The following is a 21,713-nucleotide window of genomic DNA, read 5'->3' as shown; positions in this document are numbered from 1 at the left end:
TTTAAGCCTGTTCCAACGAGGTTTCAACACGGGTGGCACCGGCCGGGATTTTCCCTGCCGCGACCAGACGCTTGTGCTGCTCGGCTTCGATACGCTCGATCGTTTCAACCGGAACCATATAGCCCTGGTCGTCACGTGCAGCGTGGATCACGAAGTAGATGACGGTGCCGGCCAGGCTGGCGATCGCCAACCACCAGATGTGCCAGATCATCGCGAAACCGAAGACGGTCAACAGTGCGCCCATCACCACGCCAGTGGCGGTGTTGTTCGGCATGTGGATCGGCTCGTACTTGGCCGGACGCTGGTACGCAGTACCGTTTTCCTTGGCTTCGGTGAACGGGTCGATGCAGTCAGCCTTAGGCAGCACAGCAAAGTTGTAGAACGGAGGTGGCGACGAGGTCGACCATTCCAGGGTGTGTGCATTCCACGGGTCACCGTGATCGCAAACGTTCTCTGGCTTGTTGCGGTCACGCACGCTCACATAGAGCTGGATCAGCTGGCAGGCGATACCGACAGCGATCATCACCGCACCGAACATGGCAACGTACAGGTACGGTACCCACTCAGGGTTGGTAGTGGCGTTCAGACGACGGGTCATGCCCATGAAGCCCAGTGCATAGAGCGGCATGAACGCGACGAAGAAGCCCGAGATCCAGAACCAGAACGCTGCTTTACCCCAACCTTCGTGCAGCTTGAAGCCGAACGCTTTCGGGAAGTAGAACGCGAAACCTGCGATGTAACCGAATACCGCACCGCCGATGATCACGTTGTGGAAGTGCGCGATCACGAACAGGCTGTTGTGCAGAACGAAGTCAGCACCCGGGATGGCCAGCAGTACGCCGGTCATGCCGCCGATGGCGAAGGTCACCATGAAACCCAGGGTCCACAGAACCTGGCTGGTGAAGCGCAGACGGCCCTGGTAGATGGTGAACAGCCAGTTGAATAGCTTCACACCCGTCGGGATGGAAATCAGCATCGTCGCCAGACCGAAGAAGGCGTTGACGCTGGCACCCGAACCCATGGTGAAGAAGTGGTGCAGCCAAACCATGAAGCCCAGTACCGAGATCGCGCCCGAGGCGTAGATCATCGAGTGGTGGCCGAACAGTTTCTTGCCGGTGAACGCCGAGATCACTTCCGAGAAGATGCCGAATGCCGGCAGGATCAGGATGTAAACCTCAGGGTGGCCCCAGGCCCAGAACAGGTTGACGTACATCATTGGATTGCCACCAAGTTCATTGGTGAAAATGTGGAAATCCATGTAACGGTCAAGGGTCAGCAGTGCCAGGGTAGCGGTCAGGATCGGGAACGAAGCCACGATCAGAACGTTTGCCCAGGTGCAGGTCCAGGTGAAGATCGGCATGTCCATCAGTTTCATGCCAGGGGTACGCATTTTCAGTACGGTCGCGAGGAAGTTGACCCCCGTTAGCGTCGTACCTAACCCGGATAGCTGTAGCGCCCAGATGTAGTAGTCCATGCCCACGCCAGGGCTGTATTGCAGACCCGACAATGGTGGATAGGCAACCCAACCGGTCTTGGCGAATTCGCCGACGCCCAGGGACAGGTTGATCAGTACTACGCCGGATACCAGCAGCCAGAAGCTCAGGGAGTTCAGGAACGGGAACGCAACGTCACGCGCGCCGATCTGCAGCGGCACTGCAAGGTTCATCAGGCCGGTGAAGAATGGCATCGCCATGAAGATGATCATGATCACACCGTGAGCGGTGAAGATCTGGTCATAGTGTTCAGGTGGCAGGTAGCCAGGCGAACCCTCGGTGGCCATGGCCAACTGGGTACGCATCATGATGGCGTCGGCAAAACCGCGCAGCAGCATGACCATGGCGACGATGATGTACATCACGCCGATTTTCTTGTGGTCGACCGAGGTCAACCACTCGGTCCACAAGTAGGTCCACTTCTTGAAGTAGGTGATTGCAGCGAACAGCGCCAGACCACCGAGGGCGATCATGGCGATGGTCACCATCACGATCGGCTCGTGGAATGGGACTGCTTCCCAACTTAATTTACCAAACATCGTTTACTCCTCTGCCCCGGCAGCTGAATGCGAACTCGAGTCAATTTCCGTGGCCGCCACTTCTTTCTCTTTCTTCTCGTGCTTCAGCGGCTTGCCCGGCTTCATACCTTCGTACTTGTCGACGATGATCTGGAACTGGTTCGGCGTGACCGAGGAGTAGAGCTCGACTGGGTTGTTCTGGCTCGGTTTGGCAAGGGCCGCGTATTCAGCTTGATCAAGCTGTTTAGGTGACTTCTTGACTTCACTTACCCAGGCGTCGAAATCTTCCTGAGTGGTGGAGATAGCCTTGAATTTCATACCGGTGAAACCCGCGCCGCTGTAGTTGGCGGAGATACCGTCCATTTCAGCGTTACGGTCAGCGATCAGGTGCAGCTTGGTCTGCATGCCCGCCATCGCGTAGATCTGGCCGCCCAGACCCGGGATGAAGAACGAGTTCATCACAGCGTCAGAGGTGATCTTGAAGTTGATTGGCGTGTGCGCCGGGAACACGATCTTGTTGACCGTGGCAATGCCTTGTTCCGGGTAGATGAACAGCCACTTCCAGTCCAGCGCGACCACTTCGATGGTCACAGGCTTGACGTCGGACTGGATCGGACGATACGGGTCCAGTTCGTGGGTCGAAATGTAGGTGATGTAACCCAGGGCAATGATGATCAGAACCGGGATTGTCCAGACTGCCACTTCGATTTTGGTCGAGTGCGACCATTTCGGGGTGTAGACGGCGTTCTTGTTCGACGCGCGGTACTTCCAGGCGAACAGGAAGGTCATGACGATAACCGGCACAACGACCAACAGCATCAGCAGGGTCGCGGTGATGATCAGGTTGCGCTGTTCCAGGCCGACCTGGCCCGTTGGATTGAGCAAGGTCATGTTGCAGCCTCCCAGCAACAACGTGCCGAGCAGCGGCACTAGGCCTAGTAATCTGGGGTACCTGTTTTTACTCATCTCACGACCTCTAAAGCAGCTTGCGCAATGCAGTTGGGTTTTGATCGCCAACACTTCACCCTGCCAAGGGTTGGCATTTTCTTTGGATTGAATAAGGGCCGCCCGTCGCGCGTCAGACGCTCGACAAAACCTGGGACAGCGGTCAGTTCTTATTCGAATTCGTGGTCAAAGGCCTTGTTACAGACCAATTCCATTTGGTGCGGAAAGTTGGAAGGCACCGACACCTGGGTGTCTTGAAAGCCTCTCGACTCACTCGACACCCGACTTCCTGCTCGCCTCCTTAATAAAGGCTGAACAGTGCCGGGAATTCAGTGCGGGCGATTGTAGATAGGTAGCGCCCTATACACCATGTCTTATCCCGAAATAATTTTTATCCGTTCGAGCAACAATCCATCGCCATTTTTGCAAAAGTTCCGCATGTTATCGAAAACATTTCTCAACAAAAACACCAAAAATTGTACGTGTACCCGCGTCAGTTCAGACAGCTCTGACGGCTTTTTCCGAACGCTGGAACAGCGCAAGCCCCGATAACCCAAGGCTTTTGGCCATATGCCAGCGCTTGTTAAAACTGCCTGCTCTGGCACCCGCGTGCTAAAGCCGAAAAACTCCGAAACAGACCAATCCTTTTTTGTAACAACGCCCGATTCCGCATCGCTGAAGCGTCCTGCGACACCGCGCGTGTGACAACATGTCGCACACCTGCCACACCCTGCCTTGTCGTCCGTCACGGTGTTTTCACAAACACTCTGAAATGCAAAAACGCCCCGATTGGCTGATCCGCAAATCGGGGCGTTTTCTGTATCGGCCAGACAGCCGAATAGTTGACTCAGCGCAGTGCTTTTCGGTTACGCGAGGTCAGCAGCGGCACCAGAATCACCACCAGCACGAATGCCACCAGCGCCCACTGTGCCAGCGACAGGCCGAGGATCGGCGGGTACGGCGTCGAGCAGAAACCGTCGACCTGAAAGCCCAGCGGGAAGATCTTCGCCAGCGGCAGATCATCGACAATCGGCTGCAGTACATCGATGCCGCAGCTCACCGCCGGATAGAACTGGGTGTACACGTGATGCCCGGCCACAGCCGCCCCGGCAAGCGCGCAAAGCACCACCAGCACTTCGAACACGGTAATGCTGCGACGGCTGCGCATCGCCGCGCCGATGAACGCGAACAGCGCGATCAGCAGCAACGCATAGCGCTGCAAGATGCACAGTGGGCACGGTGCCTCGCCAAGTACGATCTGCATGTACAGCGCACCACCGATCAGTGCCAGGCAGATGATGCCCAACAGCACCAGAAAGCGCCGCTCACGTCCCAGTCGAATCGTTTCCTCGCTCATCGCGTTTCCTTTATATGTCCATGGTTCAACCGGCTCGCGGCTGAAGGTTGTCGCAAGTCTACACCGGGGGAATAAACGATAAGGCGGTTAAGAAACGATTAACCTCTTAAACTCGGTTCACAAATTCAGGACCCATAACGGCCTTCGCGAGCAAGCTCGCTCCCACTTTGAATTTGCGTCAAACACAAATCCTGTGGGAGCGAGCTTGCTCGCGAAGGTGGCGCCTCGGTCTTAGATCATTCCAAAGCCGAAGCCGGCCCGAAGAACTCATAACGACTCTGCTTCTCCGGCACACCCAGCGCTTTCAGATGACGCTTGATCGCGCCCATGAAGCCCTTCGGCCCAAGGAAGTATGCATCGACATCACGCTGCTGCGGCAGCCATTCGCCAAGCAGTGCCTGATCCAGCATCCCGACCTTGTCCGCCGCCGGGCTGACACCGTCATCTTCGGCGTAGCAGTAAAAACGCTTGAGTTGCGGATGACGCTCAGCCAACTCATCAATCCAGTCGCGGAACGCATGCACGCTGCCATTGCGCGCGCAGTGGATAAAGTGCACCGGACGCTCGGTTTCCAGCGCCGCTTCCAGCATCGCCAGAGTCGGCGTGATGCCGACGCCGCCGCTGATCAACACCAATGGCTTATCGCTCGCGGTCAAGGTGAACTCACCCGATGGCGGGAACAGCTGAATGCTCGCGCCGACATGCAATTGATCGTGCAAATGATTGGACGCACGGCCACCCGGTTCGCGTTTGACGCTGATGCGGTACTGACCGTTGTTGGCCAGGGCCGACAACGAGTAGTTGCGGCGGATTTCTTCGCCATCGAGGATCAGCTTCATGCCGATGTACTGACCCGGCTCGGCCGCGAGGATCGGGCCTTTGTCTGCCGGTTCGAAGTAGAACGAAATGATTTCCGCACTCTCCTCGACCTTGGCCGCGACGATGAATTCACGCCCACCGCGCCAGCCGCCGACGGCTTGTTCTTTCTGGTCGTAGATCGCGGTTTCGGCGCCGATCAGAATATCCGCCAGTTGCCCGTACGCCGCGCCCCAGGCGCTCATCACTTCTGGCGTGGCGATCTCTTCGCCGAGCACTTCGGAGATGGCGCGCAGCAAACAGGCGCCGACAATCGGGTAGTGCTCCGGGAGGATCTCCAGGGCGACGTGCTTGTTGATGATCTTCGCCACCAGATCGCCCAACTGGTCGAGCTGATCGATGTGCCGCGCATACATCAACACGCCGTTGGCCAAGGCGCGCGGCTGGTCACCGCTGGCCTGGTGCGCCTGGTTAAAGAGTGGGCGGACCTCTGGGTATTCGGAGAGCATCATGCGGTAGAAGTGAGTGATCAGCGCTTCACCGCCGCTTTCCAGCAGAGGCACGGTGGACTTGACGATGGCACGATCCTGGACGCTAAGCATAAGATAGACTCCTGAGCTTCTTTGAAAAGTTACCTTAGGCTTATCAGGTTTCATGCCAACTATTTTTTCTATATAAATCAATAGATTGAAAACATAGTAGTCATAAAGACTCAAAGACCTTTATAGTCATCCCGACTACATCTTGTCTCTTTGACTACAAGCCCATGACCGCCAAATCCCTGCTGACTGCTCTGCTGCCTCTGGTTTCCGATCTGTCCCGCGAATTGCCCGAGGGCGAGCGTTATCGACGCCTGCTCGAAGCCATGCGCGCCCTGCTGCCCTGTGATGCGGCGGCGTTGTTGCGCCTCGACGGCGAAGCGCTGGTGCCGCTGGCGGTGGACGGTCTAAGCACCGACACCCTCGGCCGACGCTTTAAAGTCAGCGAACATCCGCGCTTTGAAATTTTGCTGAGCGGTGCCGGACCCACACGCTTCGCCGCCGACAGCGACTTGCCCGATCCTTATGACGGTCTGGTCGATGGCCTCGACGAGCACCTCGAAGTTCACGACTGCCTCGGCTGCCCTCTTTTCGTCGATGAAAAACTCTGGGGGTTGATCACCCTCGACGCCCTCGACCCTGAGCGATTCGAACCGATCGAACTCGACGCCTTGCAAGCCTTCGCCAGCCTCGCCTCAGCCACGGTCAACGCCGCCGAGCGCATTCAACGCCTGGCCAATCGCGCTGAAGACGAACATCAGCGCGCCGAGGTTTATCGCCAAGCCAGCGGCCAGCACAACCGCGAAATGATCGGCCAGAGCAAGGCTCTGAAGAAATTAGTGGAAGAAATCAATCTGGTCGGCGGCAGCGATTTGACCGTGTTGATCACTGGCGAAACCGGGGTCGGCAAAGAGCTGGTCGCCCAGGCGATTCACGCCGCATCAGCGCGCGCCGACAAACCGATCATCAGCCTTAACTGCGCCGCCCTGCCCGACACGCTGGTAGAAAGCGAATTGTTCGGTCACGTGCGCGGCGCCTTCACCGGTGCCACCAGCGACCGGCGTGGCAAGTTCGAACTGGCCAATGGAGGCACGCTGTTTCTCGATGAGGTCGGCGAACTGTCGCTGACCGTGCAGGCCAAGTTGTTGCGCGTACTGCAGAGCGGTCAATTGCAACGGTTGGGTTCGGACAAGGAGCATCAAGTCGATGTGCGCCTGATCGCCGCGACCAACCGCGACCTCGCCGAAGAAGTGCGCAGCGGTCGCTATCGTGCCGACTTCTACCATCGCCTCAGCGTCTACCCGCTGCGCGTGCCGGCACTGCGCGATCGCGGCCGCGATGTGTTGTTGCTCAGCGGCTTCTTCCTCGAACAGAACCGTTCACGCATGGGCCTCAACAGCCTGCGCCTGAACAGCGACGCCCAGGAAGCACTGCTCGCCTACACTTGGCCGGGCAACGTGCGTGAGCTGGAACACTTGATTGGCCGCAGTGCGCTGAAGGCGCTGGGCAACTGCAAGGTGCGGCCGAAGATTCTCAGCCTGAGTGCGGCGGATCTGGATCTGCCGCATGAGGTTGTGGATAACTCGGTTGAGGCGGTTGCCGGTGTCGTGGCTGAGATGCCGCTGATCAGTGGGGATTTGCGCAGTGCGACCGAGCAGTATCAGCGGCGTTTGATCAGTGCGGCGCTGGAGCGCAATCAGGATAACTGGGCGAGTGCGGCGCGGGAGTTGGGGCTGGATCGGGCGAACCTTGGGCGGATGGCCAAGCGGTTGGGGATGAAGAGCTAAAAGCACACCCTCACCCTAGCCCTCTCCCTGAGGGAGAGGGGACTGATCGGGGGATATTGCAGAATTCCGCCGACGTGATCGATCTTTACTGAATCCATAATCGACTCGGTCATTCAGGTCGATGTACAACGTTTGACACCTCGGTCGGCCCCCTCTCCCTCTGGGAGAGGGCTGGGGTGAGGGGCTTTGGCTTTTGATCGAAATGCCATCCGACAACTAACCTAAAGCCCACCCCTTTAACGCCGATAACCCGGCATCAATAGTTTCTGGCGATTTCCACCCTCGCCCACCACCTTTCCACAGAAGGTTTATATGTCCTCCACCAAAGCCCGCGCAGACTCACTTTCGCTTCTGCTGTTTACCTTGCGCAGCGGCAAGCTGATGGCGATCAACCTGCTGAAAGTCAGTGAAATCATTCCCTGCCCGCCGCTGACCAAGCTGCCGGAGTCGCATCCGCACGTCAAAGGCATCGCCACGTTGCGCGGCGCCTCGCTGTCGGTCATCGACCTTAGCCGCGCGATCGGTGAGCGTCCGCTGGAAGATCCGAACGGCGGCTGCCTGATCGTCACTGACGTCAGCCGCTCGAAGCAGGGCCTGCACGTGCAGGCGGTCAGCAAAATCGTCCACTGCCTGACCACCGACATCAAACCACCGCCGTTCGGCTCCGGTGGTTCGCGCGCCTACATCACCGGCGTGACCTCGGTGGACGGCACACTGGTGCAGGTGCTGGATATCGAAAAAGTTATCCACAGCATCGCCCCGGCGCAGATCGAAATGGCTCCGACCGATCTGAGCATGGAAGACGCTGATGTGCTCGGCAACGCACGCATCCTGGTGGTCGACGACAGCCAGGTGGCGCTGCAACAATCGGTGCACACCCTGCGCAACCTCGGCCTGCAATGCCACACCGCACGCAGTGCCAAGGAAGCCATCGATTGCCTGCTCGACCTGCAAGGCACCGCGCAGCAGATCAACCTGATCGTCTCCGACATCGAAATGTCCGAAATGGACGGTTACGCCTTCACCCGCACCCTGCGCGAGACCCCGGACTTCGCCCATCTGTACGTGCTGCTGCACACCTCGCTCGACAGCGCGATGAACAGCGAAAAAGCGCGTCTGGCCGGGGCGAACGGTGTGCTGACCAAGTTCTCCTCGCCGGAACTGACCCACTGTCTGATCGAAGCGGCCAAACACGTCGCGGCACACGGGCACTGAGTCTTGGCTGAGACGTACTGTTTTTTGATGCGGCGCGACCTCGGTAAGGACGCGCTGGATGCGCTTTGGCCTAAAGGCATTGAACTGGGCACGTACTCCGTCGAACTCGCGCCGGACGTGCACGACCTGATGCAACTCGGCTACCACGAAGGTGGTGGCCGGGTACCGGCGCTGGACACTTGGCAGCAGCAGTTCGAGACCGATCCTGAATACGATCCGACCCTGTGCTTTATTGCCCGTGATGGCGAAGGCGTTGTCGGCGTGGCGCAATGCTGGACCAGTTCCTATATCAAGAATCTGGTGGTGCATCCGCGCATGCAGGGCCGAGGATTGGGCCGGGCGTTGTTGCTCAAGGCATTCAAGGTGTTTCAGCAACGCCGCGAAGGGTTTGTTGATCTGAAGGTGCTGGAAGACAACCGGCGGGCGCAGCGATTGTATGAAAGTGCCGGGATGTATGTGGTCCGCCGGGAACGGGTGCCGGACTGATCGAGCGTCTTCGCGAGCAGGCAACTTCCCTTCTCACACCGACTCCAACCTTGGCCACTCACAACCAAGGACGCCCACCATGAAAGCCATCACCGCAAGCCTGCTCTGCCTCATCGCCCTGGCTTCCCAAGCCTACGCCTCCAGCCCGGACGCCTGGGCCGCCTACGACAAAACCGTGCTCGCCAGCTGCACCAAAGCCAGCGGCCTGAAAAACGCCAAACCGGTCGGCACGCCCGCACAATTCGATGACCGCGTCGGCTACACCGCCGTCCTGCTGCAAGGCCAATACCCGCAAAAACACATGAAAGGCCAGCAAGGCACCGAACTGTGTCTGTACAACAAACAGTCGAAAACCGCCTTCGTCACCGAGTGGGACTCGATCCGCCCGACCTCCAAAGCCCGGTGAGTGGCGCATAACTTGCTTCGATCCGCGCCTGTGCGGTGGTTTTCCGCCACCGTTTCACACCCTGATTGAAGACAGATCGCTCAATGAATACAACGTTTTCCTGCGTAGGCTGCGGCAAGTGCTGCACCGACCATCATGTCCCCCTGACCCTGGCCGAAGCCCGCATGTGGGCGGCGGATGGCGGTCAGGTGATTGTGCTGGTGGAGGCTTTTCTCGGTAATGGCCTGGGTCTGCCGGCGCAGCAGCGAGAACATGCCGAACGTCGCTCAGCGATCGTTCGCAGCGGCGCAACCGACGCCCATGTGGCAATCACCTTCGCCGCGTACAACGTAGGCCCTTGTCGGAATCTTGACGAAAACAAGTTGTGCCGGATCTACGAGCGACGGCCGTTGGTCTGCCGCATTTATCCGGCGGAAATCAATCCGCATATCCCGCTCACCCCTGCCGCCAAGGATTGCCCGCCGGAGTCCTGGCAACAGGGGCCGGTATTGATCGCTGGCGGCGAGTTGGTTGATCAGGAACTGGTCGAATTGATTCAACGTTCGCGCCAGGCCGATCGCGATGACATCGGCATCAAGGACGCGATCTGCGCGATGCTGGGGATTCGCACCACAGCGTTGAAGGGCGACGGATTTACTGCGTACTTACCGAATATGGATGCGTTTGCGGCAGTGATTGATCAGGTGACAGCGCAACCGTTGACGACTGCGCCGAGTGAGTGGGTGTTTCATCTGTCGGGCGATGATGTTGCCGGGCAGGTGTTGGCGGCCGGGGCTCAGGTGGTGACGGAGCCGGCGCAGACGTATGCGTTTATCTCGTTGCGCGCGGCTTGATCCAGATTCTTTGGCGTCTGCACGGGCCTCATCCCGAGGATTTTTCACCAGGCCCATCCACGACCGTCCGCGCTTGAGCGCTTGCCACATATGCGCAAGCGCCTGCGCCGGCATGCACTCAGCCATCAACCGCACGCACAACGCAGCGACGGCTGACGGGAATGCTTGCGACTTTTTCAACTGGCAGCCACTGCCAGACACTCAAGCTCTACTTTAGCTCCCGGCACCACCAGTTGCTTGCCCGCGAACGTCGTGCGGGCAGGTAACCGGTCGGCAGGGAAATAGCGGCGATAAACCTCGTTCATCCCGGTGAAATCCCCGACGTCGGTGAGAATCACGGTGCACTTGGCTACGTGCGCAAGAGATGAGCCACTTCGGTCCAGCGCGCTACGCAGATTCTCCATGACCTGAACCATCTGCGGACGAATCCCGCCCGCCGCCAGTTGGCCATCGACATCCAGCCCGAGCACACCGGACAAATAGATCGTCTCACCAATCTGTACGGAATCGGAAAACGGCAAACCCTGCGCCTTGGCTCGATAGCGCGGGAAGTCGCTGATAGCAGGCGACAGATAGCGTTCAGTGATCGCCTGATACTGGCCGCTCTGTTTTAAACGCTCAAGGGCCGCATTGAGATCATCACGCAGTTTGCTGTCGGTTTTGCGCAAAGCCATGGCCACGCCCGTGCCCAGCATCGGATCCTTGAGCGCCGGCCCTGCAAAACCGAACGCCTGACCCTGCGGTCGGCTCAAGAATGCGTGCGTAATTTCGATGGAATCCTGCAAGGTGGCATCGATTTCACCGCTTTGCAGACTCGCAATCAGTTGATCGTTGAACTGAAAGCTACGAATCGTCACACCCGACTCAGCCCAGCGTGCCTTGGCGAACGCCTCGCGACTGGTGCCAGCCAACACACCAATACGTTTGCCTTGGAGTGATTTGGCATCAGGTTGCAGATGCGTCCCCTTGCGCGCGACCAACTGGCTGCTCAACGGGTAGAGGTTGTCGGTGAAATCCATGCGTTCCCGTCGCGCCGGGGTGGCCGTCATCGGCATGATCACGTCAAAACGATTGGCCTCAAGCGCCACGACATTGGTCGCGTAATCCTGATCGACCCACACGCAACGTTTTTGCAGTTCGGCGCACAAGGCATTGCCCAACTCGATGTTGAGTCCGACCAGTTCACCTTTATCGTTGCGACTCTCAAAGGGGGGTACGAGAGGTTCGACGCCAAACCGCAGCGTCGGCTCGACCGTCGACGACACACAACCGGTGGTCAGGGCTAACAGCGACAAAGCGGACAGTACTTTTGCCAGAGACATGGAAGCGACCTTTATCAAAGCGTTCACGGGGCATGAATCTTTGACGAAAGGTCGCTTGGATTCCCAGAGGGCGAATCTGCTATCTCTGTGGGAATATTCTGCGTCTTGGTGCGATTACCTCAAGAACAGATCAGCGCTTGCCCATCGACCGACGGGTGCCCGGCGGCGCCATGCCCGGGGTCTTGGTGTGGCCATTCTTGGCGCCGTTCTTGTACCACGGCTGGTTCGAGCCTTTGGCAGAGGCCAGCTCGCCCGGCTTGAACGGAAATTTGAACGCCGGGATATCGGCTTTGGTTTCGCTGGTGTCGGCCAGTTCAGCCGGGACATCGCTCACAGCGTCGTCAACCGGCGGCAGGGTCGGGGAAGTCATAAAAGCTCCGGAAAGCAAAAAGTCGGGCCCGATCAGTGAGCCGCGAAGGCGCGCAGTATACCTGTGCGCCCTGACTCGGCACCTGAAGATTTTTCAGCGCACGCCGAACGGTTTTACAGGTAACTGATGATGACGATGCCTTTGTCGGTTGAGGTGTTCAGCGCTTCGTAGCGCATGGAAATCGGCAGCGCCTGATGACTGCAAGCGTTGCGCTCAGTGTCGACGTCGACTTTCACGCCGGGCTTGATTTCGATCTGGCGAGACTCACGAGACGCAAACGCCCCGACCGGTCCGACCTGACAGCCCGAATCGACGATTTGCCCGGTAAAGCGGATCTCGCCGGATTGACTGGCAGGCGCGGCGGAGGCTATGAGTGGAAGCAACAGAAGCACAGACGGCAGAGCGGTTCTCAGCTTCATTTCAAGACACTCCCGGGGTGAGCGGCCCAGAGAGATATGCGCCGTGCGCGGCCTGAGCCATACAAGCTGTATCCGCTCATAGAGGCGGATCTTTAGGAGATTAATCAGGATCGCAAGCCATGCCGGATGTCAGTTCATTCGTTGCTGGACGTTACTCAACAATTGCGAGGCGCCAACAACTGCGCCAGAAGAGCGTCATCCTCATCCATATACCCTTCGTATTCCGCGAGATTGCGCCGCTCATGACACAACGCGAACAATCGCACCTGAACCTTGCTGATATGCGCCGTATGCACCAGACACTGAAAGACCAGATAGCGTTTATCCGATCGATAACCACTCAATCGAAGCGCCGTCAGCGCCAATGCGTGCGCTGCGTTATAGGCCAAGTCGAAACGGCTGGAAAAAGACAACGTAGAAGTTTGCGCATCCTTGAGCCGATCCACCGCCGAGCGCATCAAGCCCTCACACTCCTTGCGATCCGGCGGCTCCGCTTTCAGCCCACCGCTACGTAGAAGATTCTCCAGACTCTCGTTGTTGCCCATCCTTGGACTCCAAAGGGTTTGCCCCTAACAGATCGATTTTTTCCTGCCGCACCACCCGCACGACAAAGCTGTTTTGCGCAGCCAGTTTCGCCGCCCAGTCTTGCGGGGTGTAAAGCGTCGGGTTGATGGGACGACCCAATTGCTCCTCCATGGGCATGAGCCGTTCCATGACGTCACTGTAGTGCAGGCCTTCGCCGATCAGCATGAGATCAATGTCACTGAGTGTGTTTGCTGTGTCTTTGGCGATGGAGCCATAGACAAACGCCCAGCTGATCTGCTCGGTAAACGGCTGCAATGCCTGACGCAGAGGCTCGGCGATGGCAAACGTCTTGCGAGCGATGCCCAGCAGTTCGGCATAGATGGGACAGGTGGGATTGGCCTGGTAATGGTTCTGATTGCCCACCCTTGTCATGCGCAACACACCGGCTCGCTGCAGACGGTCGAGTTCACGCATGAGACTGCCTTTGCCAACACGCGCCCAGCGCGCGATCTCATTGGCATAGAAAGTCTGGTCAGGCTTACCGAACAGCAGACCCAACACTTTTTGTTGAGTGGTGGTAAACAGCGCTTCGCTTAGAGAGATAGTTTCCACTGTGAAGGCCAAAGAGTCCCAAAAAGGGAACGATAGGTCCCTTTTTGGGACTTATCAACTTGCGGATATTTCCAGAGACAGCGGCCACAGAACAATCGCCATCGCAAACAGGCTCACACCTACATTTGGATTGCGATCCCCTTGTAGGAGCGAGCCTGCTCGCGAAGAACGATGACGCGGTGTTCAGACGGATTACGTTTGTGGATCAACCCGATCCAGCGCCCGGTTCACCGCCAGCTCGGCAAGCATGACGATCTGCTGGATCGCCAGCGCCGTACTGCGCTGCGGACGACTGAGCTGATCGGCCAGATCACCGGCCATGACATTGGCTGAAGCCAGTGATTCGCAGGCATGGGCCAGCAGGCTTTCGGTGTCGATGTTCGGGTGGATGAGGAACATCGTACTGGGCTGACGCGGTTTGACCGGCTCGGGGCAGAGATAGAAGTCGAGGGCGCGCTTGATGGCTTCGCGGGTTTTGATCTGGTCGTCGGCGCGGATGGCGTCTTCGAGTGGGGTTGTGGGATCGATGGGTGGATCTGGAACTGGCTTAGTCATTGGAAACCCTATTTTGCAAATGGGAGCCATCCCTTGCCGTTTCTCACGCGGCGAAGTGGGTGGCAGCTATGTGCGGGGTGAGAAACCGGAAAAATAGGAAACCGGCCAGACCGAAGTCTGCCCGCACACAGCCGCCATGAAGCATTTGCAAGCAGCGGACAAGCCGCCGGCAATTATGCGGACTGATGGACTGATTCACTAATTTTTCAGGGTTCTCACACCCGATCACCGAGTTTTCGGCGACAACCCAAGACTAGAGAGCGCACGTCCGACGGACAACCTGAAAACCTTGTGGGAAGGTTCTGGTTATTTGACACAAATTTAAACAGCCAAAAGCCAACCCTCACCCTAGCCCTCTCCCAGAGGGAGAGGGGACTGACCGAGGTGTTTGGCAGAGCTACGCCGACGTGCGATACCGTGTTGAACTCAGGTTTTGAAACAGATCAAAAGCCCCTCACCCTAGCCCTCTCCCGGAGGGAGAGGGGACTGACCGAGTTGTTTGGGAGAGCTACGCCGACGTGAAATACCGCGTTGAACTCAGATCTTGAAAAGACCACAAATCGGCCCCCTCTCCCTCGGGAGAGGGCTGGGGTGAGGGGCAAGAGCACCACAAAAACCAAAGCCGTGCGCGCCGTGCTCTTCACCACTCAATAGGCCGAGTGTCAGCTCGCCTGCTCTTGATCTTGATCCACGGGCGACGTCGGAAGGCTGAGTGGAGGGATTGATCCGGGCGTGGGAGCGCAGCGACCGTTTGGCGCAGCCAAACACAGCGAGAGGAGGTGCAGCGAAGCAAACCGTAGACGCTGCGCCCGGATCGATCCCGCAGCGAAGGAACCCCGAGCCCCAGCGAGCGGGCCGCACGTAGGAGCAAGCGTTTTTGGTTACTTTTTAGGCGTTTGTAAAAAGTGACCCGCCGTAAGGGCGGAACCGTAATCAGCCACACCCGCAGCAACGGATATGTACCCAACGAAACTGACAGCGCCGACAGCTAGCCGTCACCCTCCTGACCCCCAAACAAGTTTATAAAGACCCTAACCCTGCCCAAACTCCGTCCGGCGCCCACCCCGCATGCGAATCCAAAAGAACAAAGCCCTGCTCGCCACCCTATTGATCGTCCTCGCAGGCGCAGGTCTGTGGTACACCCTGAAACCCGCCCCGACCAAACTCGCCACCCCCACCGCCATCCCGGTGCGAGTCATAGCGGTCAGCGAAAAAGACGTCCCCCGCTACACCAGCGGCATCGGCTCCGTACTCTCATTACACAGCGTCGTAGTACGCCCCCAGATCGACGGCATCCTCACCAAAATCCTCGTCAAAGAAGGCCAACTCGTCAAAGCAGGCGACCTGCTGGCCACCATCGACGACCGCTCCATCCGCGCCAGCCTCGACCAGGCCCGCGCCCAACTCGGCGAAAGCCAGGCGCAACTGCAAGTCGCCCTGGTCAACCTCAAACGCTACAAACTGCTCACCGTCGACGACGGCATCTCGAAGCAGACCTACGACCAGCAACAAGCCTTGGTCAACCAACTCAAAGCCACCGCCCAAGGCAACCAGGCGTCGATTGACGCCGCCCAAGTTCAGCTGTCCTACACGCAGATTCGCTCCCCAGTCACCGGCCGCGTCGGTATTCGCACAGTCGATGAAGGCAACTTCCTGCGCATGACCGACACCGCCGGCCTGTTCACCGTCACCCAGATCGACCCGATCGCCGTCGAGTTCTCCCTGCCGCAGCAAATGCTGCCGACCCTGCAAGGCCTGATCAACGACCCGCAACGCGCACCGGTCAAGGCCTACATCGGCGCTGACACTGATGGCGAAACCGGCAACCTGCTCGGCGAAGGGCACCTGACCCTGATCGACAACCAGATCAACGCCAACACCGGCACCATCCGCGCCAAGGCCGAATTCGACAACGCCAGCCAGAAGCTCTGGCCCGGCCTGCTGGTCACGGTAAAAATTCAGACAGCCCTCGACAAAGATGCTCTGGTCGTACCGCCCACCGTCGTACAACGTGGCCTCGACCAACACTTCGTTTACCGGGTCAACGGCGACAAGGTCGAAGCCGTGCAAGTACAGATGGTTTACCAAGGCAGCGGCCAGGACATCATCAAAGGCGTGAAGGCCGGTGACGTGCTGGTCACCGACGGCCAGTCGCGGCTCAAGCCCGGCTCGACCGTGCAAGTCATGACCGAGCCGGCGCAGGTGGTGCAAGCGGAGCCGAAACCATGAAGGCGCACAAAGGTGTCTCCACGTGGTGCATCGATCATCCGGTGGCAACCATTCTGCTGACCATCGCTTTGGTGCTGGTCGGTTTGATTGCCTTCCCGCGCTTGCCAATCGCCCCACTGCCGGAAGCGGAATTTCCGACGATTCAGGTCTCCGCGCAGTTGCCCGGTGCCAGCCCCGACACCATGGCCTCGTCCGTGGCCACGCCGCTGGAGGTGCAATTCAGCGCCATCCCCGGCATGACCCAGATGACCTCCAGCAGTGCGCTGGGCTCAAGCCTGCTGACCCTGCAATTCACCCTCGATAAAAGCATCGACACTGCCGCGCAAGAGGTCCAAGCCGCGATCAACACCGCCGCCGGCAAACTGCCCAAGGACATGCCGACGCTGCCAACCTGGAAGAAGGTCAACCCGGCCGACAGCCCGGTGCTGATCCTCAGCGTCAGCTCGACGCAAATGCCCGGCACCGAACTCAGCGACCTGGTGGAAACCCTGCTCTCGCGTCAGATCAGTCAGATCGACGGCGTAGGACAAATCAACATCACCGGTCAGCAACGTCCGGCGATCCGCGTACAAGCCTCGGCGGACAAGCTCGCGGCGATCGGCTTGACCCTCGCCGACATCCGACTGGCGATTCAGCAGACCAGCCTCAACCTCGCCAAAGGCGCGCTGTACGGCGAATCGAGCATCTCGACGCTGTCGACCAACGACCAGTTGTTCCACCCCGAGGACTACAGCCAACTCATCGTTTCCTACAAGGATGGCGCCCCGGTTCACCTGCGCGATGTCGCCAAAGTCGTCAACGGTTCGGAAGATGCCTACGTGCAAGCCTGGGCCGGTGATCAGCCGGGGGTGAACTTGGTGATCTCTCGCCAGCCGGGCGCCAACATCGTTGAAACCGTTGACCGCATTCAAGCCGCCCTGCCCGGCCTCGAAGCGATGTTGCCGGCCTCGGTGCAAGTCAAAACCCTGATCGACCGCACCCAGACCATTCGCGCCTCGCTGCACGAAGTCGAAATCACCCTGTTGATCGCAATCATGCTGGTGGTCGCGGTGATGGCGCTGTTCCTGCGCCAGTTGTCGGCGACCCTGATTGTCTCGGCAGTGCTCGGCGTGTCGTTGATCGCCAGTTTCGCCCTGATGTACATCCTCGGTTTCAGCCTGAACAACCTGACGCTGGTGGCGATCGTCGTCGCGGTAGGGTTCGTCGTCGACGATGCGATCGTGGTGGTGGAAAACATCCACCGGCACCTTGAGGCCGGCGACGACATGCGCGAAGCGGCGATCAAGGGCGCGGGCGAGATCGGTTTCACCGTGGTCTCGATCAGTTTCTCGCTGGTGGCGGCGTTTATTCCGCTGCTGTTCATGGGCGGCGTGGTTGGGCGACTGTTCAAGGAATTCGCCCTGACTGCGACCTCGACCATCATGATTTCCGTGGTGGTCTCGTTGACCCTCGCGCCGACGCTGGCAGCGCTGTTCATGCGCAAACCGGAGCATCACGCCCACGACAAACCGGGCTTCAGCGAGCGTTTGCTCGGCTGGTATGAGAAAGGTTTGCGCCGCGCCCTCGCCCATCAGAAATTGATGATTGGCGTGTTCGGTCTGTCGCTGGCGCTGGCCATCGGCGGTTACATCTTTATCCCAAAAGGATTCTTCCCGGTGCAGGACACCGGTTTCGTCCTCGGTACCACTGAAGCCGCTGCGGATATTTCCTACGGCGACATGGTGAAAAAACACTTGGCGATGGCCGAAATCGTCGCTGCTGATCCAGCCGTGCAGGCGTTTTCCCACTCAGTTGGCGTTTCCGGCAGCAACCAAACCATCGCCAACGGCCGTTTCTGGATCGCCCTGAAAAAACGCGGCGACCGTGACGTCAGCGCCAGCCAGTTCATCGACCGCATCCGTCCGCAACTGATGAAAGTCCCCGGCATCGTCCTCTATCTGCGCGCCGGCCAAGACATCAACCTCAGCTCCGGCCCGAGCCGCGCGCAGTATCAATACGTGCTGAAGAGTAACGACGGCGCGACCCTCGCCACGTGGACGCAACGTCTCACCGAAAAACTGCGCAGCAACCCGGCGTTCCGAGATATTTCCAACGACCTGCAACTGGGCGGCAGCATCACCCACATCAGCATCGACCGCAGCGCCGCCGCGCGTTTCGGCCTGACCGCCAGCGATGTCGACGAGGCGCTGTACGACGCTTTCGGCCAACGCCAGATCAATGAATTCCAGACCCAGGTCAATCAGTACAACGTGATTCTGGAACTGGACACCAAACAGCGCGGCAAGGCTGAAAGCCTCAACTATTTCTACCTGCGTTCGCCGCTGAGTGGCGAGATGGTGCCGCTGTCGGCGCTGGCCAAATTCGATGCGCCGACCATTGGCCCGTTGTCGATTGCCCATGACGGGATGTTCCCGGCGGCCAACCTGTCGTTCAACTTGGCGCCCGGTGTGGCGTTGGGTGATGCGGTGATTCTGCTCAATCAGGCCAAGGCCGAGATCGGCATGCCAACCGCGATCAGCGGCAATTTCCAGGGTGCGGCGCAGGCGTTCCAGAGTTCGCTGGCCAGCCAGCCGTGGCTGATTCTTGCGGCGCTGGTGGCGGTGTACATCATTCTCGGCGTGCTTTATGAAAGCTTCGTGCACCCGCTGACGATCATTTCGACTCTGCCGGCGGCAGGCTTGGGTGCGGTGATCATGCTGTGGATCTGCGGCCAGGACTTTTCGATCATGGCGCTGATCGGGCTGGTGTTGCTGATCGGTATCGTCAAGAAGAACGGCATCCTGATGATCGACTTCGCCCTCGAAGCCCAGCGCCACCGAGGCCTGTCACCGCAGGATGCAATTTTCGAGGCGTGCATCACGCGGTTCCGGCCGATCATCATGACCACCCTCGCCGCTCTGCTCGGCGCGCTGCCGCTGATGCTCGGTTACGGCACCGGCGCCGAACTGCGCCAACCGCTGGGGATCGCGGTGGTGGGCGGTTTGCTGGTCAGCCAGATGCTGACGTTGTTCACCACTCCAGTCATATACTTGTGGCTTGAGCGGTTGTTCCACCGGCCCAAACCGATGCCCTCACCGGCATTGGCGACCACAGACTGAGGCAGGGTCATGCGCGTTCTGATTATCGAAGACGAGGAAAAAACCGCGGACTATCTGCACCGCGGTCTGACGGAACAGGGTTACACCGTGGATCTGGCCCGCGACGGCGTCGAGGGTCTGCATCTGGCGCTGGAAAGCGACTACGCGGTGATCGTCCTCGACGTCATGTTGCCGGGCCTCGACGGCTTCGGCGTACTGCGCGCGTTGCGTGCACGCAAGCAGACCCCGGTGATCATGCTCACCGCCCGCGAGCGCGTCGAAGACCGCATCAAAGGCCTGCGCGACGGTGCCGACGATTACCTCGGCAAACCGTTTTCCTTCCTCGAACTGGTCGCGCGCCTGCAAGCGCTTACCCGGCGCAGCGGCGGCCATGAACCGGTGCAAGTGAGCATCGCCGACCTGTGGATAGATCTGATCAGCCGCAAGGCCACCCGCGCCGGCACCCGACTGGATCTGACGGCCAAGGAATTTTCTCTGCTCAGTGTTCTCGCCCGCCGCCAAGGTGAAATCCTCTCGAAAACTGCCATTGCCGAGATGGTCTGGGACATCAATTTCGACAGCGATGCCAACGTTGTCGAAGTGGCGATCAAACGCCTGCGCGCCAAGCTCGACGGGCCGTTCGACGAGAAACTGCTGCACACCATTCGCGGCATGGGTTATGTGCTGGAGAGCCGTGGTGTCCAGTAACTCGATCGCGCTGCGCTTGAGCGGGATGTTCACGCTGGTGGCGTTAGTGGTGTTTCTGTTGATCGGCGGCGCGCTGTATCAGCAGGTCGACAAAGGCCTGGGATTGCTCCCGGAAGCCGAGCTGGATGCGCGCTACAGCGTGCTTGAATCAGCGCTCAATCGCTTCGGCACGCCGGAGCATTGGCTGAAGATCAACGCCAAGTTGAAGCTGCTCGGCGAAGAAGACAAACGCATTCGTTTCTGGGTGGTAAGTAATGATCCGGGTTATGAATTCGGCCAGCCGGATGCCGCGATCCGCGCTTTCGCCCAAAGGCCAGTGGGCATGCATGACTTGCAGTTGCCCGGCCAGCCGTATCCGCTGAAGGTGCTGCTGACCGAGTTGCCGGCCAAGGATCAGCGCCCGCCGCTGCGCTTCATGATCGGCATCGATACCGAGACCTTCCACGAGACTCAACACAACCTGTTGATCGCGCTGATCGGGCTGGCGATTGTCGGCGTGCTGATGGCTTCGGCGCTGGGTTATTGGGTCGCGCGGATTGGTCTCAAGCCGTTGATCAAACTGTCCCACGAAGCTCAGCGCTTGGCGCCCCCATTAAGGGCCGGGCGCTTGCGTTTGTCGCCGCTGCCACCGGAGCTTGCGCAGTTTGTCGACTCGTTCAACTCGACGCTGGAACGGGTCGAACAGGCCTACTCGCGACTGGAGTCGTTCAACGCCGACGTCGCCCATGAACTGCGTTCGCCGCTGACCAATCTGATCGGCCAGACGCAAGTGGCACTGACCCGTGGGCGCTCTGCCGAACACTATTTCGAAGTGCTGCAATCGAATCTTGAAGAGCTGGAACGGTTGCGCTCGATCATCAACGACATGCTGTTTCTCGCCAGTGCCGATCAGGGCAACAAGGCGACCAAACTCACCTCCACTTCGCTGGCTGATGAGGTGGCGACGACGCTGGAGTATCTGGATTTCATTCTCGAGGACGCGCAGGTTCAGGTGCAGGTCACCGGTGATGCGCTGGTGCAGATCGAGGTCGCGCATTTGCGTCGGGCGTTGATTAATTTGCTGAGCAATGCGGTGCAGCACACCGGGCCGGGACAGGTGATCGAGGTATGCATCGAGGTCGAGGAGCATCAGGTGAGTATCGGCGTGGCCAACCCCGGTTCGCCGATTGCCAGTGAGCATTTGCCACGCTTGTTCGAGCGCTTTTATCGGGTCGATGCGTCGCGCAGTAACAGTGGCAACAACCATGGGTTGGGGCTGGCGATCGTCAAGGCGATTGCGCTGATGCATGGTGGGGATGTGTTTGTGCGCAGTGATCGGGGGATGAATACCTTCGGGATTTATTTGCCGGTTTGAAAAGCCCCTCACCCTAACCCTCTCCCGGAGGGAGAGGGGACTGATTGGGGGATGCTGCAAATGTGCACCGACCTGATCTTGATTCACCGAATCCATAATCGACTCGATCTTTCAGGTCGATGTACAACGCCAGACACCTCGGTCAGC

The 21,713-nt window shown here is 59.0% G+C and carries 19 protein-coding genes; 9 read left to right on the top strand and 10 right to left on the bottom strand.

The features are described from left to right. Position 1 precedes the first annotated feature (1 nt). The 4 genes from cyoB to hmpA all read right to left on the bottom strand — a co-directional run bounded on the left by cyoB (position 2) and on the right by hmpA (position 5,731). Entirely contained in the window at positions 2-2,032 is a 2,031-nt protein-coding gene (cyoB, locus tag HUW52_RS07015; RefSeq protein ID WP_007916945.1) for a cytochrome o ubiquinol oxidase subunit I, read from the bottom strand. A 3-nt stretch (positions 2,033-2,035) separates the two neighbouring features. Next, the gene (gene cyoA / locus HUW52_RS07010) at positions 2,036-2,977 is read right to left on the bottom strand and encodes a ubiquinol oxidase subunit II (RefSeq protein WP_007916947.1); all 942 of its coding nucleotides are present in this window, start codon (positions 2,975-2,977) and stop codon (positions 2,036-2,038) included. An 826-nt stretch (positions 2,978-3,803) separates the two neighbouring features. After that, entirely contained in the window at positions 3,804-4,313 is a 510-nt protein-coding gene (locus HUW52_RS07005; RefSeq protein WP_016985610.1) for a disulfide bond formation protein B, read from the bottom strand. A gap of 236 nt (positions 4,314-4,549) precedes the next feature. Continuing rightward, entirely contained in the window at positions 4,550-5,731 is a 1,182-nt protein-coding gene (gene hmpA / locus HUW52_RS07000) for an NO-inducible flavohemoprotein (protein ID WP_175553254.1), read from the bottom strand. A 164-nt stretch (positions 5,732-5,895) separates the two neighbouring features. On the opposite strand from hmpA, the gene norR reads away from it, so the two are divergent. The 5 genes from norR to HUW52_RS06975 all read left to right on the top strand — a co-directional run bounded on the left by norR (position 5,896) and on the right by HUW52_RS06975 (position 10,395). After that, positions 5,896-7,455 carry a nitric oxide reductase transcriptional regulator NorR gene (gene norR / locus HUW52_RS06995; RefSeq protein WP_016985608.1) on the top strand — a complete coding sequence of 520 codons (1,560 nt, stop codon included), beginning with the start codon at positions 5,896-5,898 and terminating at the stop codon, positions 7,453-7,455. Positions 7,456-7,767: 312 nt separating this feature from the next. Then, positions 7,768-8,670 (top strand): chemotaxis protein CheV, encoded by a 903-nt coding sequence (locus HUW52_RS06990; protein WP_007916955.1) that lies wholly within the window; start codon positions 7,768-7,770, stop codon positions 8,668-8,670. A gap of 27 nt (positions 8,671-8,697) precedes the next feature. Beyond that, complete coding sequence (locus tag HUW52_RS06985) at positions 8,698-9,156, top strand: N-acetyltransferase (protein ID WP_175553253.1); 459 nt, start codon at positions 8,698-8,700, stop codon at positions 9,154-9,156. 79 nt (positions 9,157-9,235) lie between these two features. Further along, the gene (locus tag HUW52_RS06980; protein WP_175553252.1) at positions 9,236-9,562 is read left to right on the top strand and encodes a hypothetical protein; all 327 of its coding nucleotides are present in this window, start codon (positions 9,236-9,238) and stop codon (positions 9,560-9,562) included. A gap of 83 nt (positions 9,563-9,645) precedes the next feature. Continuing rightward, entirely contained in the window at positions 9,646-10,395 is a 750-nt protein-coding gene (locus HUW52_RS06975; protein WP_175553251.1) for a YkgJ family cysteine cluster protein, read from the top strand. Between the two features lie 176 nt (positions 10,396-10,571). On the opposite strand, the gene HUW52_RS06970 is transcribed toward HUW52_RS06975, so the two are convergent. From HUW52_RS06970 to HUW52_RS06945, 6 genes are all read right to left on the bottom strand, one after another. Continuing rightward, complete coding sequence (locus HUW52_RS06970; protein ID WP_175553250.1) at positions 10,572-11,717, bottom strand: transporter substrate-binding domain-containing protein; 1,146 nt, start codon at positions 11,715-11,717, stop codon at positions 10,572-10,574. Between the two features lie 130 nt (positions 11,718-11,847). Then, a complete protein-coding gene (locus HUW52_RS06965; protein ID WP_016985604.1) occupies positions 11,848-12,087 on the bottom strand; it encodes a hypothetical protein in 240 nt (79 codons plus the stop codon). A gap of 113 nt (positions 12,088-12,200) precedes the next feature. Further along, positions 12,201-12,506 (bottom strand): type 1 fimbrial protein, encoded by a 306-nt coding sequence (locus tag HUW52_RS06960; protein WP_175553249.1) that lies wholly within the window; start codon positions 12,504-12,506, stop codon positions 12,201-12,203. A 155-nt stretch (positions 12,507-12,661) separates the two neighbouring features. Beyond that, positions 12,662-13,051 (bottom strand): hypothetical protein, encoded by a 390-nt coding sequence (locus HUW52_RS06955; protein ID WP_256667939.1) that lies wholly within the window; start codon positions 13,049-13,051, stop codon positions 12,662-12,664. After that, entirely contained in the window at positions 13,014-13,643 is a 630-nt protein-coding gene (locus HUW52_RS06950) for a nucleotidyltransferase domain-containing protein (RefSeq protein WP_175553248.1), read from the bottom strand. Before HUW52_RS06950 ends, HUW52_RS06955 begins: the two co-directional genes overlap by 38 nt. A gap of 192 nt (positions 13,644-13,835) precedes the next feature. After that, positions 13,836-14,198 carry a DUF6124 family protein gene (locus HUW52_RS06945; protein ID WP_016985602.1) on the bottom strand — a complete coding sequence of 121 codons (363 nt, stop codon included), beginning with the start codon at positions 14,196-14,198 and terminating at the stop codon, positions 13,836-13,838. Positions 14,199-15,266: 1,068 nt separating this feature from the next. Between HUW52_RS06945 and HUW52_RS06940 the strand changes: the two genes are divergently transcribed. The 4 genes from HUW52_RS06940 to HUW52_RS06925 are packed head-to-tail and all read left to right on the top strand — an operon-like array spanning position 15,267 to position 21,566. Beyond that, positions 15,267-16,427: an efflux RND transporter periplasmic adaptor subunit gene (locus tag HUW52_RS06940; protein ID WP_175553247.1), complete on the top strand. Its 1,161-nt coding sequence runs from the start codon at positions 15,267-15,269 to the stop codon at positions 16,425-16,427. Further along, positions 16,424-19,525, top strand: a complete 3,102-nt coding sequence (locus HUW52_RS06935; RefSeq protein ID WP_175553246.1) for a multidrug efflux RND transporter permease subunit — start codon at positions 16,424-16,426, stop codon at positions 19,523-19,525. The genes HUW52_RS06940 and HUW52_RS06935 overlap by 4 nt, the downstream gene beginning before the upstream one ends. Before the next feature lie 9 nt (positions 19,526-19,534). Beyond that, a complete protein-coding gene (locus HUW52_RS06930) occupies positions 19,535-20,212 on the top strand; it encodes a heavy metal response regulator transcription factor (RefSeq protein WP_007916978.1) in 678 nt (225 codons plus the stop codon). After that, positions 20,202-21,566 carry a heavy metal sensor histidine kinase gene (locus tag HUW52_RS06925; protein ID WP_016986471.1) on the top strand — a complete coding sequence of 455 codons (1,365 nt, stop codon included), beginning with the start codon at positions 20,202-20,204 and terminating at the stop codon, positions 21,564-21,566. Before HUW52_RS06930 ends, HUW52_RS06925 begins: the two co-directional genes overlap by 11 nt. Positions 21,567-21,713: the final 147 nt, after the last annotated feature.

This window comes from Pseudomonas sp. 43A (genome assembly GCF_013363935.1).
GTDB lineage: Bacteria > Pseudomonadota > Gammaproteobacteria > Pseudomonadales > Pseudomonadaceae > Aquipseudomonas > Aquipseudomonas crudilactis.
The sequence above is the reverse complement of the archived record's forward strand: the minus strand, read 5'-3'. Positions and strand labels throughout refer to the sequence as shown.

Bases quoted from the DNA above. Each gene is read 5' to 3' on its own strand.
- cyoB (WP_007916945.1), bottom strand. From the start codon at position 2,032: ATGTTTGGTAAATTAAGTTGGGAAGCAGTCCCATTCCACGAGCCGATC.
- cyoA (WP_007916947.1), bottom strand. From the start codon at position 2,977: ATGAGTAAAAACAGGTACCCCAGATTACTAGGCCTAGTGCCGCTGCTC.
- HUW52_RS07005 (WP_016985610.1), bottom strand. From the start codon at position 4,313: ATGAGCGAGGAAACGATTCGACTGGGACGTGAGCGGCGCTTTCTGGTG.
- hmpA (WP_175553254.1), bottom strand. From the start codon at position 5,731: ATGCTTAGCGTCCAGGATCGTGCCATCGTCAAGTCCACCGTGCCTCTG.
- norR (WP_016985608.1), top strand. From the start codon at position 5,896: ATGACCGCCAAATCCCTGCTGACTGCTCTGCTGCCTCTGGTTTCCGAT.
- HUW52_RS06990 (WP_007916955.1), top strand. From the start codon at position 7,768: ATGTCCTCCACCAAAGCCCGCGCAGACTCACTTTCGCTTCTGCTGTTT.
- HUW52_RS06985 (WP_175553253.1), top strand. From the start codon at position 8,698: ATGCGGCGCGACCTCGGTAAGGACGCGCTGGATGCGCTTTGGCCTAAA.
- HUW52_RS06980 (WP_175553252.1), top strand. From the start codon at position 9,236: ATGAAAGCCATCACCGCAAGCCTGCTCTGCCTCATCGCCCTGGCTTCC.
- HUW52_RS06975 (WP_175553251.1), top strand. From the start codon at position 9,646: ATGAATACAACGTTTTCCTGCGTAGGCTGCGGCAAGTGCTGCACCGAC.
- HUW52_RS06970 (WP_175553250.1), bottom strand. From the start codon at position 11,717: ATGTCTCTGGCAAAAGTACTGTCCGCTTTGTCGCTGTTAGCCCTGACC.
- HUW52_RS06965 (WP_016985604.1), bottom strand. From the start codon at position 12,087: ATGACTTCCCCGACCCTGCCGCCGGTTGACGACGCTGTGAGCGATGTC.
- HUW52_RS06960 (WP_175553249.1), bottom strand. From the start codon at position 12,506: ATGAAGCTGAGAACCGCTCTGCCGTCTGTGCTTCTGTTGCTTCCACTC.
- HUW52_RS06955 (WP_256667939.1), bottom strand. From the start codon at position 13,051: ATGGGCAACAACGAGAGTCTGGAGAATCTTCTACGTAGCGGTGGGCTG.
- HUW52_RS06945 (WP_016985602.1), bottom strand. From the start codon at position 14,198: ATGACTAAGCCAGTTCCAGATCCACCCATCGATCCCACAACCCCACTC.
- HUW52_RS06940 (WP_175553247.1), top strand. From the start codon at position 15,267: ATGCGAATCCAAAAGAACAAAGCCCTGCTCGCCACCCTATTGATCGTC.
- HUW52_RS06935 (WP_175553246.1), top strand. From the start codon at position 16,424: ATGAAGGCGCACAAAGGTGTCTCCACGTGGTGCATCGATCATCCGGTG.
- HUW52_RS06930 (WP_007916978.1), top strand. From the start codon at position 19,535: ATGCGCGTTCTGATTATCGAAGACGAGGAAAAAACCGCGGACTATCTG.